The 14,438-nt window shown below is 65.0% G+C and carries 14 protein-coding genes; 11 read left to right on the top strand and 3 right to left on the bottom strand.

Going from position 1 to position 14,438, the window contains the following annotated elements:
* Nucleotides 1-235: 235 nt before the first annotated feature.
* From PPGU16_RS05260 to PPGU16_RS05250, 3 genes are all read left to right on the top strand, one after another.
* Complete coding sequence (locus PPGU16_RS05260) at nucleotides 236-1,585, top strand: O-acetylhomoserine aminocarboxypropyltransferase (protein WP_180722001.1); 1,350 nt, start codon at nucleotides 236-238, stop codon at nucleotides 1,583-1,585.
* The gene (locus PPGU16_RS05255) at nucleotides 1,582-2,415 is read left to right on the top strand and encodes an alpha/beta fold hydrolase (RefSeq protein ID WP_180722000.1); all 834 of its coding nucleotides are present in this window, start codon (nucleotides 1,582-1,584) and stop codon (nucleotides 2,413-2,415) included. The genes PPGU16_RS05260 and PPGU16_RS05255 overlap by 4 nt, the downstream gene beginning before the upstream one ends.
* Nucleotides 2,416-2,560: 145 nt before the next feature.
* A complete protein-coding gene (locus PPGU16_RS05250) occupies nucleotides 2,561-2,884 on the top strand; it encodes an Mpo1-like protein (RefSeq protein WP_180721999.1) in 324 nt (107 codons plus the stop codon).
* 71 nt (nucleotides 2,885-2,955) lie between these two features.
* Here PPGU16_RS05250 and PPGU16_RS05245 read toward each other — a convergent pair whose 3' ends face one another.
* The gene (locus PPGU16_RS05245; protein ID WP_405032418.1) at nucleotides 2,956-4,272 is read right to left on the bottom strand and encodes a YihY family inner membrane protein; all 1,317 of its coding nucleotides are present in this window, start codon (nucleotides 4,270-4,272) and stop codon (nucleotides 2,956-2,958) included.
* 109 nt (nucleotides 4,273-4,381) lie between these two features.
* Between PPGU16_RS05245 and wrbA the strand changes: the two genes are divergently transcribed.
* From wrbA to PPGU16_RS05225, 4 genes are all read left to right on the top strand, one after another.
* A complete protein-coding gene (gene wrbA, locus PPGU16_RS05240; RefSeq protein ID WP_180721997.1) occupies nucleotides 4,382-4,984 on the top strand; it encodes an NAD(P)H:quinone oxidoreductase in 603 nt (200 codons plus the stop codon).
* Nucleotides 4,981-5,409 carry a DUF2069 domain-containing protein gene (locus tag PPGU16_RS05235; protein WP_180721996.1) on the top strand — a complete coding sequence of 143 codons (429 nt, stop codon included), beginning with the start codon at nucleotides 4,981-4,983 and terminating at the stop codon, nucleotides 5,407-5,409. Before wrbA ends, PPGU16_RS05235 begins: the two co-directional genes overlap by 4 nt.
* A gap of 102 nt (nucleotides 5,410-5,511) precedes the next feature.
* Entirely contained in the window at nucleotides 5,512-6,939 is a 1,428-nt protein-coding gene (locus PPGU16_RS05230; RefSeq protein ID WP_180721995.1) for an FAD-binding oxidoreductase, read from the top strand.
* Between the two features lie 27 nt (nucleotides 6,940-6,966).
* Nucleotides 6,967-7,800 (top strand): metallophosphoesterase, encoded by an 834-nt coding sequence (locus PPGU16_RS05225; RefSeq protein WP_180721994.1) that lies wholly within the window; start codon nucleotides 6,967-6,969, stop codon nucleotides 7,798-7,800.
* 19 nt (nucleotides 7,801-7,819) lie between these two features.
* Here the strand turns inward: PPGU16_RS05225 and PPGU16_RS05220 are convergent, their stop codons facing one another.
* Both PPGU16_RS05220 and PPGU16_RS05215 read right to left on the bottom strand, forming a co-directional pair.
* Nucleotides 7,820-7,981, bottom strand: coding sequence for a hypothetical protein (locus PPGU16_RS05220; protein ID WP_180721993.1), 162 nt, complete (start codon nucleotides 7,979-7,981; stop codon nucleotides 7,820-7,822).
* A gap of 169 nt (nucleotides 7,982-8,150) precedes the next feature.
* On the bottom strand, nucleotides 8,151-9,089 hold the full coding sequence (locus PPGU16_RS05215) for a LysR family transcriptional regulator (RefSeq protein ID WP_079499948.1): 939 nt from the start codon (nucleotides 9,087-9,089) through the stop codon (nucleotides 8,151-8,153).
* Between the two features lie 163 nt (nucleotides 9,090-9,252).
* On the opposite strand from PPGU16_RS05215, the gene PPGU16_RS05210 reads away from it, so the two are divergent.
* The 4 genes from PPGU16_RS05210 to PPGU16_RS05195 are packed head-to-tail and all read left to right on the top strand — an operon-like array spanning nucleotide 9,253 to nucleotide 14,152.
* On the top strand, nucleotides 9,253-10,827 hold the full coding sequence (locus tag PPGU16_RS05210) for an efflux transporter outer membrane subunit (protein ID WP_180721992.1): 1,575 nt from the start codon (nucleotides 9,253-9,255) through the stop codon (nucleotides 10,825-10,827).
* 14 nt (nucleotides 10,828-10,841) lie between these two features.
* Nucleotides 10,842-13,088: an FUSC family protein gene (locus PPGU16_RS05205; RefSeq protein ID WP_180721991.1), complete on the top strand. Its 2,247-nt coding sequence runs from the start codon at nucleotides 10,842-10,844 to the stop codon at nucleotides 13,086-13,088.
* Nucleotides 13,078-13,278 (top strand): DUF1656 domain-containing protein, encoded by a 201-nt coding sequence (locus PPGU16_RS05200; protein ID WP_007585430.1) that lies wholly within the window; start codon nucleotides 13,078-13,080, stop codon nucleotides 13,276-13,278. Before PPGU16_RS05205 ends, PPGU16_RS05200 begins: the two co-directional genes overlap by 11 nt.
* A gap of 13 nt (nucleotides 13,279-13,291) precedes the next feature.
* Nucleotides 13,292-14,152, top strand: a complete 861-nt coding sequence (locus PPGU16_RS05195; RefSeq protein ID WP_180721990.1) for an efflux RND transporter periplasmic adaptor subunit — start codon at nucleotides 13,292-13,294, stop codon at nucleotides 14,150-14,152.
* Nucleotides 14,153-14,438: the final 286 nt, after the last annotated feature.

Raw genomic sequence — 14,438 nt, 5'->3', positions numbered from 1 at the left:
ACAAAAAGAAAGCGCACAACCACCGCCGGGAGCGCGCCAGCGCACGTCCGGCGGGCGGCGCTCGCGGGCTGGCCGGCGGCTGCGTGTGGCGCGCCGGACGGCTCATTCTCGCCTTGCCGGCCTACTTTCCATACAGATGTAATACGGGCGTTAACCGAGTGGTTCGCGCGCGGCACGATGATACGATGGCCCCCACTTTCACCTTCGCCGGGCTGTCGAGGTCCGGCCGTCCACGATGTCCGCCAACCGTTTCGACACGCTTGCGCTGCATGCGGGCGCCGCCCCCGACCCCGCGACGGGCGCGCGCGCGACGCCCATTTACCAGACCACGTCGTTCACGTTCCGAGATTCCGACCACGCCGCTGCGCTCTTCAACATGGAGCGCGCGGGCCATGTCTATTCGCGCATCTCGAACCCGACGGTCGCCGTGTTCGAAGAGCGCGTGGCCGCGCTCGAAAACGGCGCGGGCGCGATCGGCACGGCGAGCGGCCAGGCCGCGCTGCATCTGGCGATCGCCACGCTGATGGGCGCGGGCTCGCATATCGTCGCGTCGAGTGCGCTCTATGGCGGCTCGCACAACCTGCTCAACTACACGCTGCGCCGCTTCGGCATAGAAACGACGTTCGTGAAACCGGGCGACATCGACGCATGGCGCGCCGCGCTGCGCCCGAACACGAAACTGCTGTTCGGCGAGACGCTCGGCAACCCCGGCCTCGACGTGCTCGATATCGCAGCGGTCGCACAGATTGCGCATGAGCATCGCGTGCCTTTGCTGGTCGATTCGACCTTCACGACGCCGTATCTGCTCAAGCCGTTCGACCACGGCGCGGATTTCGTCTACCACTCGGCGACCAAATTCCTTGGCGGCCACGGCACGACGATCGGCGGCGTGCTCGTCGACGGCGGCACGTTCGACTTCGCCGCGTCCGGGCGCTTCCCCGAATTCACCGAGCCGTACGAAGGCTTTCACGGCATGGTGTTCGCCGAGGAAAGCACCGTCGCGCCTTTCCTGCTGCGCGCCCGCCGCGAAGGGCTGCGCGATTTCGGCGCGTGCCTGCATCCGCAAGCCGCGTGGCAACTGCTGCAGGGCATCGAAACGCTGCCGCTGCGCATGGAGCGCCATGTCGCGAACACGCGCAAGGTGGTCGAATTTCTCGCTGCGCATGCCGCCGTCGAATCAGTCGCCTATCCCGAACTGCCGACCCACCCGGATCACGCGCTCGCCCAGCGCCTGCTGCCGCGCGGCGCGGGCGCCGTGTTCAGTTTCAACCTGCGCGGCGATCGCGCCGCTGGACGGGCGTTCATCGAAGCGCTGTCGCTGTTCTCGCACCTCGCGAACGTCGGCGACGCCCGCTCGCTCGTCATTCATCCCGCGTCCACCACGCACTTCCGCATGGACGCCGCCGCGCTAGCCGCCGCAGGCATCGCGGAAGGCACGATACGTCTTTCGATCGGCCTCGAGGACCCCGACGATCTGATCGACGATCTCAAGCGCGCGCTCAAGGCTGCGCAGAAATCCGCGGGCGGCGCTGCGCAACCTGCTGCCTCGAAGCCCGCCGGTCCGGCGCGCAAGGAGTCCGCATGATCGTCGACGTCAACGGCAAACCGGCTTACGCCTACACGGGCGGCAAGGCATTCGACGTCACCCTGCGCACCGCCGTCTTCATTCATGGCGCCGAGCACGATCACAGCGTCTGGGCGCTGCAAACGCGCTATTTCGCGCATCACGGCTTCGGCGTGCTGGCCGTCGACCTGCCCGGCCACCACCGCAGCGCCGGCCCGGCGCTGACCAGCATCGGCGCGATGGCCGACTGGCTCGTGGCGTTGCTCGACGCCGTGGGCGTGTCGCGTGCGTTCGTCGCGGGGCACAGCATGGGCTCGCTGATCGCGCTCGACTTCGCCGGCCGCTATCCGTCACGCGCAACGCATCTGGCGCTCGTCGCGACAGCCGTGCCGATGGCTGTTTCCGACGCGCTGCTCGATGCCGCGCGCGAGCGCGAGCCGGAAGCCATCGAGATGGTCAACCAGTGGTCGCATTCGACGCTCGCCGCCAAACCGTCCTGCCCCGCGCCTGGCTTCTGGCTGCATGGCATGAACCAGCGACTGATGGAGCGCGTTTCAGCGACGGGGGAGCCACGGCTCTTTCACACCGACTTCAGCGCCTGCAACGCGTACACGGACGGCCTCGCGCGCGCCGCGCAGGTGACGTGCCCCGCGCGTCTGATCGTCGGCAGGCGCGACGTCATGACGCCGCCGCGTGCCGCCAAAGCCCTCGCCGACGCGCTGCGTGGCGCTCACGTGTCCGTCGACACGATCACGCTCGACGCCGGCCACGCGCTGATGTCCGAGCAACCCGATGCGACGCTCGACGCGCTTTACACATTTGCGACGGCGCACGCTCCGAACCGCTCATAGGCTTCACATTAACCGTCCCGAAGCGCGCGCACCATATGCCGAATGGCCAGGTTGCGCGCGTCTGACGATAGCAGCACAATGAATCCATGCCCGATAGAATCGGGCAGCGCGGCGGCGCTCACGCAGGCGCGCAATGGAGGCGATCATGAGCCATCAGACGACGCACGACGAGCACTTCGCCAGCTTCGCGGAGTTCTATCCGTACTATCTGACCGAACATCGCAACGCGGTGTCGCGGCGGCTGCATTTCGTCGGATCGCTGGGTGTGATCGGCTTCGTCGCGATGGCACTCGCGACGGGCGACTGGCTATGGCTGCCGGCAGCCGTGATATGTGGGTATGGCTTTGCGTGGGTCGGCCATTTCTTCTTCGAGAAGAACCGGCCGGCGACCTTCCGGCATCCCATCTACAGCCTGATGGGCGACTGGGTGATGTTCAAGGACATCTGCACAGGGCGTATTTCGTTATAGCTAGCGGTGTGCGGGGGGACGCGGTTCGGGCACTACGCACGACGCGCAGGCGCCCCAAAGCCCGAGAGTGCTCAGGCCGTTTGCTGGGGCAGCGCCGCCGCGTCGGCCACGCCTGTCTGATCCCGTTGCGTAGCGCCGCGCGCAACAGCGCGCGCCGCCAGCAAGGTCGACAGGCTCACTTTGAGCGCGTCGTTATCGAGTGCGGCGAGCAGCGTGGCGCTATCCACATGCGTCGAATCGAGATTCAGCTGATACGCGAGTTCCTCGCGGTCGATCACGAACAGGCTGAAGAGCCGCTCCACGGTAATCTGATTCGGGTTCGCGATCAGCAGAAAACGCGGGCGCTGGCCGTTCTCATCGAGTTGCACGATCCAGTCGATCGCTTCGAGGCGCTGCAACAGGCGCACTGTCGTTTCCATATCGCGACGCAAGGCGCGCGCGAGTTCCGGCACCGTGTAGCCGTGCGTGCCCGCATCGCGCGCTTCGACGAGCCGTGCCAGCAATTCGAGCGAGTCGAGCAGATCACTGCCCGGAAAGTCGGGTCGATGGAATTGCCCTGTGCGTATCGCCGGCAGCGCCGACGCGATCATCGCGCCCGCGAGCGTGATGAACCAGCTGAGGTACATCCATAGGAGAAAAAGCGGCACGACGGCGAACGCGCCATACACGGCCGTATAAGTCGGAATGCGCCGGATGTAGAAGCCGAAGCCGCGCTTCGCCAGTTCGAACGCGATCGCGGCCGTCACGCCACCTACGATGGCGTCGCGCCACTCCACGCGGCAGTTCGGCACGAACACGTACATCAGCGTGAACGCGAGCACCGTCAGCGGCAACGCAGCGCCCGCCAGCGCCCATTCGATGAGCGGCGTGATGCGCTGCGCGGCCGTGTACGTCATGGACTGCGTGAACAGATACGAGGAGATCGACAGGCTGACGCCGATCAGGATCGGACCGAGCGTCAGGATCGACCAGTAGACCAGCACGCGCTGGGCAAACGGGCGCGCCTTGCGCACGCGCCAGATCACATTGAATGCCGATTCGATCGTCATCATCGTCATCACGGACGTGACGAACAGGATGATCATGCCGACCGTGGTCAGCCCCTTTGCCTTCGATGCGAACTGGTTCAGGTACTTGAAGATCTGGCTGCTGACCTGGTCGGGCATCAGATGGTCGGCGAGAAAGGTCTGCAGCGACATCTGGAACTGCGCGAAGATCGGAAACGCGGTAAACAACGCAAACGCGACCGTCGCGAGCGGCACCAGCGAAAGCATCGTCGTGAACGTGAGACTGCCCGCCACCTGAGGAATGCGATCCTCGCCGCTGCGCTTCGCGGCGAACTCCGCGAGACGCTTGAGCGCGTCGAGATCGAGACGCAACCTGGACAACAAACCAACCTCCTCCACTTCAGTGCACGCGCCAGCATCGAGCGCGTCGACAATCTCGCGGCACCGCCAGCGAACCCACCCCTATAATACCCGTTCACTGCCAATGCCTATGAAAGACATTCTCGTGCTTTACTACAGCCGGCACGGCGCCACGCGCGAACTCGCGCTGGCCATCGCGCACGGCGTCGACAGCGTTCCCGGCATGCAGGCGCGCGTGCGCACGGTGCCACCCGTCTCGACGGTCTGCGAAGCCACGCAGCCCGACATTCCCTCAGAAGGCCCGCCGTACGTGGAACTGCGCGACCTCGAAGAGTGCGCGGGGCTCGCGCTCGGCTCGCCGACCCGCTTCGGCAACATGGCCGCGCCGCTCAAATATTTCCTCGACGGCACCACGCCGCAGTGGCTCTCGGGCGCGCTCGCGGGCAAGCCGGCCTGCGTGTTCACGTCGACGGGCAGCCTGCACGGCGGCCAGGAAACGACGCTGCTGTCGATGATGCTGCCGCTTCTGCATCACGGCATGCTGATACTCGGCATTCCGTACACCGAGAGCACGCTCACGACGACGCAAACGGGCGGCACGCCCTACGGCGCATCCCACTTCGCGCGTGCGGACTCGGCTGGCCACGGCATTTCCGCCGACGAAAAAACGCTCGCCATTGCGCTGGGCGCGCGGATCGCGCGAACGGCGGCCTCGATGAGCGAGCGGCCATGAATACCGCGCGCGACGCCGCTTCCGTTAGCAGCGCGCAAGGCAACCGTGCCGCCGCAGCGGGCGCGCTGGTTGCGCTCATCGCACTGATTGCGTTGTGCGTCGCGTGGGAATGGTGGCTCGCGCCATTGCGCGCAGGCGGCTCGCTGCTCGTGCTCAAGGCCGTGCCGCTGCTGCTCGCGCTGCCCGGCGTGTGGCGCAAGCGGCTTTACACCTTGCAGTGGGCATCGATGCTGAGCCTGCTGTATCTGATGGAAGGCATCGTGCGCGGCATGTCGGATCGCGGCCTGAGCGCCCGGCTCGGCTGGTGCGAGGCGATCGTCGCCGCCGTGTTCTTCGTTTGCGCGCTGGTGTATGTCGCGCCGTTCAAGCGCGCGGCGAAGCGTCACGCGCGCAGCGAAAGCGGCGCGGCCAGCGGCCCCGTCTGATTGCCAGTCGCAGCGCGGCCACCGCCCTGGCCGCGTTGCATATCGGATGCATCACGACTACATCTAAGCCGAACACGTCCCACCCGCCCTGACCGACCATCCATGAACTCCGCCGCTTCATCGACCTTCATCGCCGCGTGCGCCGACGCGATCGGCGCCGCGCACGTCCTCACCGATCCGCACGACACCGCGCCCTATCTCACCGACTGGCGCCGCCGCTACACGGGCGGCGCATGCGCGGTGCTGTGCCCGTCGACGGCCGAAGAAGTCGCCGCGATCGTGCGGCTCGCGAACGAGCATCGTGTCGCGATCGTGCCGCAAGGCGGCAACACCGGCCTCGTAGGCGGCGCTACGCCCGACACGAGCGGCGCGCAAGCGGTGCTGAGTCTCCGACGGCTGAATCGCGTGCGCGACGTCGACCCGCACAACAACACGATCACCGTCGAAGCCGGCGTCGTGCTCGCCGACGTGCAGGCGCGCGCCGAAGCGGCGGGCCGCCTGTTTCCGCTGAGTCTCGCGGCGCAAGGCAGTTGCACGATCGGCGGCAATCTGTCGACGAACGCGGGCGGCACAGGCGTACTGCGCTATGGCAACACGCGTGAACTGTGTCTCGGACTGGAAGTGGTGACACCGCAAGGCGAACTGTGGGACGGGCTGCGCGGATTGCGCAAGGACAATACCGGCTACGATCTGCGCGATCTCTTCATCGGCGCGGAAGGCACGCTCGGCATCATCACGGCGGCCGTGATGAAACTGCATCCGCAGCCGGCGGCGCGCGTGACGGCGCTCGCCGCGCTGCCTTCGGCGCATGCCGCGCTGGACTTTCTGTCGCTCGCGCAACGTCACGCCGGGCCGCTTCTGACGGGCTTCGAGTTGATGTCGGATTTCTGCCTGCGTCTCGTGAACCGGCATTTTCCGCAGATGCGCTATCCGTTCGCCGAGCCGCACGCACAGATCGTGCTGCTCGAACTGTCGGATAGCGAAAGCGAAGAACACGCGCGCGCGCTCTTCGAACGGATGATGGAAACGGCACTCGAAAGCGGTCTCGTCGAAGATGCCGTGGTCGCCGAAAATCTCGCGCAGACGCAGGCATTCTGGAATCTGCGCGAGCACATTCCGCTGGCGCAGGCGGAGGAAGGGCTGAACATCAAACACGATATCGCGGTGCCGATTTCGCGGATCGGCCATTTCATCGAAGAAACGGATGCGCTGATCGCGAAGGCCGCGCCCGGCGCGCGGATGGTGACATTCGGCCATCTCGGCGACGGCAATCTGCATTACAACGTGCAAGCGCCGGAAGGCGGCGATGCGAAGCAGTTTCTCGCCCAATATCAGAGCACGATGAATCAGATCGTCTACGACAGCGTGCATCGGCATCGCGGCAGCATCAGCGCGGAGCATGGAATCGGTCAGTTGAAGATCGACGAATCCGCGCATTACAAATCGGATCTCGAGGTGCGTCTGATGAAGACCTTAAAAACCGCGTTCGATCCGCTGAACCTGATGAATCCCGGCAAGGTGCTACGCTAACAGCATAGGTATCGACGAGAGGCGTCCATGAAAATTCGCGTGCTGTCCGATCTGCATCTCGAATCCGACCAGCCGGAAATCATTCCGCATGCGGACGCCGATCTGGTCGTGCTGGCAGGCGACATCCACAATCACGCCGAAGGCCTGCGCTGGGCCGCCGAAACATTCGACGGCGCGGTGCCCGTCGTCTATGTGCCGGGCAACCACGAGTATTACGACGGCGAGTTCGGCGCGCTCGAAGCGGCGATGCACGACGCCGCCGCCAGCGTCGACAACGTGCACTTTCTCAACAACGCGACGCTCGTCGATCCGCTCGGACAGTGGCGCGTGCTGGGCACGACGCTATGGACCGACTTCGATCTTTACGGTGACGATGAAGCATCGCGCGCCGCGTCGATCGCGGCGGCCGAGCGCGTGATGCTCGACTATCGCGGGCTGATTCAGGTGACGTGGACAGCGGGAAATGATCTGGGTGGGCAAGGCGCGCTGCAGGACAACACGCCGCGCAACCTGACGCCTGCCGATACGATCGCGCTTCACCGTCACGCGCGCGCATGGCTGGAAACGGAACTGGCAAAGCCCTTCGCGGGCAAGACGATCGTCGTCACGCATCATGCGCCGCACCGGCGCAGTCTCGCCGAGCGTTATGCGGACGACGTCGTGTCAGCGGGATTCGTCAACGATCTGCCGTCGATGGTGCGCGCGCCCGTGACGCTATGGGTGCACGGCCATACACATACGGCATTCGATTATGTGGAAAACGGCACACGCGTCGTGTGCAATCCGCGCGGCTACCTCGACCGACGCACGCGCGCGCTCGAAAACGCGGCGTTCGCGTGGAACAAAGTGGTCGAGATCTAGGCTCGTCGAGAGCCGGACATCACATCCCGCTGATATCGCGCGGACGCCGCGCCGGCCGTTCGACGCGAATCGGCACGAGACGCGGCTGCGGCCGCAGGCGACGCAGCATATCGCGCGACGCGGCAACGCCAATCAGTCCGAGCATGACGGCGACGCCGATCATCAGCAGATTCGTATCCATGTTGTCCTCTTCGATTCAGATGTGCTTGCGTGCCGAAAGATGCCGGCCTTGATGACACGTTAGCAAACCCGATGCCGCGAGGAAGTAAGGAAGTGTTGCGACGCGGCAGAGGGATGTAACAGTCCGTCAAAAGGCTGCTCTCACCATATCGCGCCATGTGCCCGCTATTTCAAGTGCGCGCGAACTTGCGAAGCTCCGCCTGATCCGCCGCGAGCGTCGGCGGCAGTTCGTCGCGCAGAAATTCGACCCACGTGCGGATCTTCGCGTCCAGATATTGCCGCGACGGGTACAACGCGTACACATTCATTTCCTGCGAGATATATTCCGGAAGAATCCACACGAGTTCGCCGCTGCGCAGGCCAGCAATGGCCGAATAGATGGGCAACACGGCGACGCCCATGCCTTCGCGCACCGCCACGGCCATCGCTTCCGCGACGTTGATCTGGAATGTGGAGGCGCCCAGATGCAGCGTCTCCTGCCCGTTCGGGCCGTCGAACGTCCATTCGTCGGCGGGCATCACGGGCGTGATCATTTGCAGGCAGGTGTGGCCGCGCAAATCGGACAGCGTCTGCGGCACGCCGCTGCGCTCCAGATAGTCCGGCGACGCGACCACCACGCTGAACGCGCTGCCAAGGCGCTGCGAGACGAGCCCCGAATCGGGCAGGCTCTGCGCGAGCACGACCGCGACGTCGTAGCCTTCGTCGAGCAGATCGGGCATGCGCTGCGCGAGCGTCAGTTCGAGATGCACGTCGGGATAACGCTGCTGATAGCGGCTCACGGCCGGCACCACGTAGTGCTGGCCGAAACTCGTCATCGCGTGAACCTTCAGTTTGCCCGACGGACGCGCGTGCGCGTCGCTGGCCTCGGCTTCCGCCTGATCGACGTAGGCAAGAATCTGCTCGCAGCGCTGCAGATAGCGCTCGCCCGCTTCCGTGAGCGCGATGCGGCGCGTCGTGCGGTTCAACAGACGCGTGCGCAGATGTGCCTCCAGATCGGACACGGCGCGCGACGCGTAAGCCGTCGTCGTGTTCAGATGCTGGGCCGCGCCCGTGAAGCTACCGGCTTCGACGACGCGGACAAATACCCGCATGTTCTGAAGCGTATCCATGATTTAGACCCAAATCTTTCAGTACGGGAAGGATTGTTGCACGATTTGGAAAGGCGATTATCTCATTCTCCGTAAGTATGCGTTACACCCTTGCGGGTTATTCGCTAATTGATCGAAAAATATAATCCCCTACAAGGTTCTATAGCCATTTGGGGAGCAAATCGTGCAGTTTCCGGTAAAGAAAGGGATCGCCGCGCTGTCGGTTCTTACGATCTCGTTGATAATCGCCGGCTGTGCGAGCACGGGACACATCGCGCCCCAATCGACCAGCACCGAGCCTGCCTCGCTCGACGTCGGCGCCGCGATCCGAGCGGCCGATACCGATGCGCAATGGCCCGCCGCCGACTGGTGGCGCGCCTATAACGATCCGCAGCTGAACGCATGGATCGAGCAGGCGCAGGCAGGCAGTCCGACGCTCGCGGCGGCGCAGGCGCGCGTGCGCGAGGCGCAGTCGTTCGCGGGCGTCGCGCGATCGGCGGAGCTGCCGCAGGTGAACGGCAGCATGCAGATCCAGCGCAAGCAGTGGCCGAACAACGTCTTCTATGGTCCGGGCGAACTGGCCGGCCAGCAGTCGTGGAACAACACGGCGGAACTCGGCCTGTCGTATCACCTCGATCTGTGGGGCAAGGACAAGAACGCCACAGAGGAAGCACTCGACATCGCACACGCGCGCGCCGCCGATTTCCGCGCCGCGCAGCTGGAGCTCGAATCGAACATCGTGCGCGCCTATATCGGGATGTCGCTGAACTACGCGTTGCTCGATATCGCGAAACAGACGCTCGAACAGCAGGAGCAGGTCGCTGCGCTCGCCAACCGGCGGCTGAAAGGCGGCATCGGCACGCAACTCGAAGTCGCGCAGGCGGAAACGCCGCTGCCCGAATACGAACGCCAGATCGACGCGATCGAAGAAGAAATCGCACTCGGCCGCAACCAGCTGGCCGCGCTGGCGGGGAAAGGCCCCGGCGCGGGCGATTCGATCACGCGCCCGCAGCTCGCGCTGTCCGCCTTCGCCGGCCTGCCGACGACGATGCCCGCCGAGCTGATCGGCCATCGCCCCGATATCGTTGCGGCACGCTGGACGGTCGCCGCGCAGGCGCGCGGCATCGACGTCGCGAAGGCGGATTTCTATCCGAATATCGATCTGCTCGCGTCCGTCGGCGGCTACGCGGCGATGGGGCCGCTGTTCGGCTTCCTGAAATCGCAGGCGGGCGGCTGGACGGCAGGTCCGGCGCTGTCGCTGCCCATCTTCACGGGCGGACGCCTGCGCTCGCAACTGGGCGCGGCATCGGCGGGCTACGACGTGGCCGTCGAGCAGTACAACCAGTCGATCGTCGGCGCATTGAAGGAAATCGCCGATCAGGTCGTGCGCATGCGTTCGCTCGATACCCAACTGAAGGACGCGCAGCGTTCCGTCGCGACCGCGAACAAGACCTATCAGCTGGCTCGCGAAGGGTATCGCCGCGGCCTGACCGACTACGTGAACGTGCTGATCGCGCAGACCCAGTTGCTGCGCGCGCAGGAAGGCGTCGCAAAGGTTCAGGCAGGACAGTTGCAGGCGCACGCGACGCTCGTGACGGCGTTGGGCGGCGGCGTGATCGATCCCGCCGATGGTCCATCGCAAAAGGACGTGCTGCCCGCGCATGGCAAGGGCAAGAAGAGTGATGGCGCAAAACCCGACGACAAAGCCACCGCCAGCGCGATGAACGGCGCCTCGACCGGCACGCCGGCCGCTCACTGACAGGAGCGCCGCCCATGTCCTCGAATCCTTCCACGTCCCGCACGCCTTCGACGCCCGCCGCTTTCCACGCCGCGTTCATCGACTGGGCGCGTACCGACGGCCGCACCTGGATTTATCTCTTCAAGGCGCTCGCCGCGTGCTTTCTTGCGCTCGGCATCGCGATGAAGCTCGACCTGCCGCAGCCGCGAACCGCGATGACGACTGTCTTCATCGTGATGCAGCCGCAAAGCGGCATGGTGTTCGCGAAAAGCTTCTACCGGATTTGCGGCACGCTGATCGGCCTCGTCGTGATGATGGCGCTGATCGGCCTGTTTTCGCAGCAGCCGGAGCTGTTCATCATCTCGACGGCGATCTGGGTCGGCATCTGCACGGCAGGCGCGGCGCGCAACCGCAACTTCCGCTCGTACGGATTCGTGCTCGCGGGTTATACGGCAGCGTTGATCGGCATACCCGCTTCGCAGCATCCCGATGGCGCGTTCATGTCGGCCCTGACACGGGTTGCGGAAATCGTGGTCGGCATTCTGTGCTCGGGCGTCGTCAGTGCGCTCGTGTTTCCCGAGCACGCGGGCGAGCAGATGCGCAGCACGGTACGCGCGCGCTTCTCGTCGTTCGTCGACTACGTGTGCGCCGCACTCTCGGGCAAGGCCGATCGCGCGCGCATCGAGGACACCAACGCGAAGTTCGTGGCCGATATCGTCGGCTTCGAGGCCGTGCGCAGTGTGGCCGTGTTCGAAAGCCCCGATTCGCGGATGCGCAACGGCCGGCTGTCGCGCCTGAACAGCGAGTTCATGACGGTGTCGACGCGCTTTCACGCGCTGCATCAGCTGATGAACCGTCTGCGCGTCTCGGGCGCGTCCGGCGCCGCGGGCGCGACGGCCGCCGTCGCCGCGCTCGAGCCGTACTTCCGCGAGATTGCGCCGTTGCTGAGCAAGTCGGGCGAACCGGTGTTGACGGCGGCCGACGCATCGCACGCAGCCGCGCAACTCGAAGCGTTCAAGGCCGAATTGCCGAAGCGCGTGCGCGCGAGCCGCGCCGCGCTCGAAAGCGACGCCGGCGTGCCGCTGCTCGATTTCGACACGGGCGCGGAACTGCTGTACCGCTTCGTCGACGATCTGCATGCGTACGCGGCGACGTATGCCTCGCTGGCCGTCGCGACGCACGAGCGCGAGCGCTGGATCGAACGCTACGAGCCGAAGACGAACGGCATCGCGGCGGGCGTCGCGGGCCTGCGCGCGGCGATCGTGATGGCGATCCTCGGCGCGTTCTGGATCGCCACCGCGTGGCCGAGCGGCTCGACGCTCACGCTGAATGCAGCCGCCGTGTGCGCGCTCGCGTCGTCGTCGCCGAACCCGACGCGCACCGCGTTTCAGATGGCGGCGGGCACGATCCTGTCGTCGACGCTTGCGCTGTTGCTGACGTTCGGCATCTATCCGCATATCGACGGCTTTGCGCTGCTGTGCGTCGCGCTCACGCCGTTCCTCGCGCTTGGCGTGTGGATGACGACGCGCCCGAAGCTCGCGGGCTACGGCGTCGGCTATTGCATTTTCTTCTGCTTTCTCGCGGGCCCGGACAACGTGATTCACTACGACCCGAGCGGCTTCATCAACGACGCGATTGCGCTCGCGCTGTCGATGCTGGTCGCGTCGATCGCTTTTGCTGTGCTGCTGCCGCCGTCGACGCCGTGGCTGCGCAACCGGCTGCTCGCCGACTTGCGCGCGCAGGTGGTGCTGGCGTGCCGGGGCCGGATCGGACGTTTGTGGCGGCCGACGCGGCTGCGTACGCGCTTCGAAAGCGGCGCGCGCGACCTGATGCATCAGATCAACGCGCTGGCGGCCAGCGAGCCGAACGTGAAGCGCGACACGATGCGCTGGATGTTCGCGGTGCTGGAGATCGGCAATGCCGTGATCGACCTGCGCAGCGAAGTCGCGACGCTGCCGCGCGACGCTCGCTATGCGCCGTCGATGCCGTGGCGCGTCAGTCTGCGCGCGACCTGTGCCGCCGTGAGCCGGCTGTTCGAGCGTCCTCGCGCCGCTCGCCTCGACAAGGCGCTGGCCGCGACGGCCGATGCGATCGCCGCCGTCCAGCAGACGCTTTCGACGTTCACGCCGCCGCGCGACGAACGTCATCAGTTGCAACGCATTTTGAGTCATCTACATTTCATCCGGAGCGCGCTGCTCGACCCGCAATCGCCGCTGGCGCAAGCCGACGACGCCAGCGATACGAACAGCGATGCGCCACAAGGAGTCCGCCATGCCACGTGAGATTGCCGTTCTCGACGCCTACGTGCCCGCCATCGTGCTGCTGTTCATTGCGGGCGCCGCGATCACCTGGCTGCTCGACCGCGCGATAGCGTGGACGGGTCTGTATCGGGTCGTGTGGCACCCGTCCCTGTTCCGCGCGAGTTTGCTCGTGTGTGTGTGCGGCGTGCTGGGCCTCGCCGTTTATCGTTGATACGAGTCGAATCATGACAATCAGAAACATCATTGGGTTTATCGCGACGGCCATCGTGTTCGTCGTTGCGATTTTGATCGGGCGTGCGCTGTGGGTGCACTACATGGACGAGCCGTGGACGCGCGACGGCCGCGTACGTGCCGAAGTCGTCAACATCGCGCCCGATGTGTCGGGCGCCGTGGTCGAACTGCCCGTGCGCGACAACCAGTTCGTGCACAAGGGCGATCTGCTGATGCAGATCGATCCGTCGCACTATCAGATCGCCGTCGAGCAGGCACAAGCGGCCGTGGCCGCGCGCAAGGCCGAGTTGCAGATGCGGCGTGACGATGCGCAGCGGCGTGCGGATATGGATAGTCTCGTGGTGTCGAAGGAAAACCGCGAGAACGCGACGCACACGGCGTCTGCCGCCGAGGCGCAGTATCAGCAGGCGCTGGCCGCGCTGGATGCAGCGAAGCTGAATCTGGAACGCACTCGTGTTGTGTCGCCGGTTGATGGGTATGTGACGAATCTGAATGTGTATCGCGGGGACTATGCGATTTCTGGTTCAGCGAAGCTGGCTGTCGTGGATAGCAATTCGTTCTGGGTGTATGGGTACTTCGAGGAAACGAAGCTGCCGCATGTGCGCGTTGGCGATAAGGCTGATATCAGGCTGATGAGCGGGGGCACGCTGAAGGGGCATGTCGAGAGCATTTCGCGCGGGATTTATGATCGCGATAATCCGCAGAGCCGCGAGTTGCTGGCGGATGTGAATCCGACTTTTAACTGGGTGCGGTTGGCGCAGCGCGTGCCTGTGCGCGTGAAGATTGATTCTGTGCCTGACGGTGTGTTGCTTTCGGCGGGGACGACTTGTACGGTGGTTGTTACGCCTTCCTGATTGGTTTTTGGTTTTGGGTTTTGGTTTTGTCTTGCGACGCTTTGGTTTGCTTGTTTTTGCGCTGGCATCCGCGTTTTGCTTTCGTGCTTCATGCGTCGCCCCTGTGCGGGGCGGCACCTACTTTTCTTTGCCGCCGCAAAGAAAAGTAGGCAAAAGAAAGCGGCTCACACCGCCAGCTCTTGTTCCTGCCTGAGGGCCCCCACAGGGTCTTACGCTTCACACGGCAACCACGTGACTCACGTCCGTTGCCCGCGCGCTTGCGATGCGCCTCACCCACTTCATGCTC

Origin of the sequence: Paraburkholderia largidicola (assembly GCF_013426895.1) — a bacterium.
GTDB classification, from domain to species: domain Bacteria; phylum Pseudomonadota; class Gammaproteobacteria; order Burkholderiales; family Burkholderiaceae; genus Paraburkholderia; species Paraburkholderia largidicola.
The sequence above is the reverse complement of the archived record's forward strand: the minus strand, read 5'-3'. Positions and strand labels throughout refer to the sequence as shown.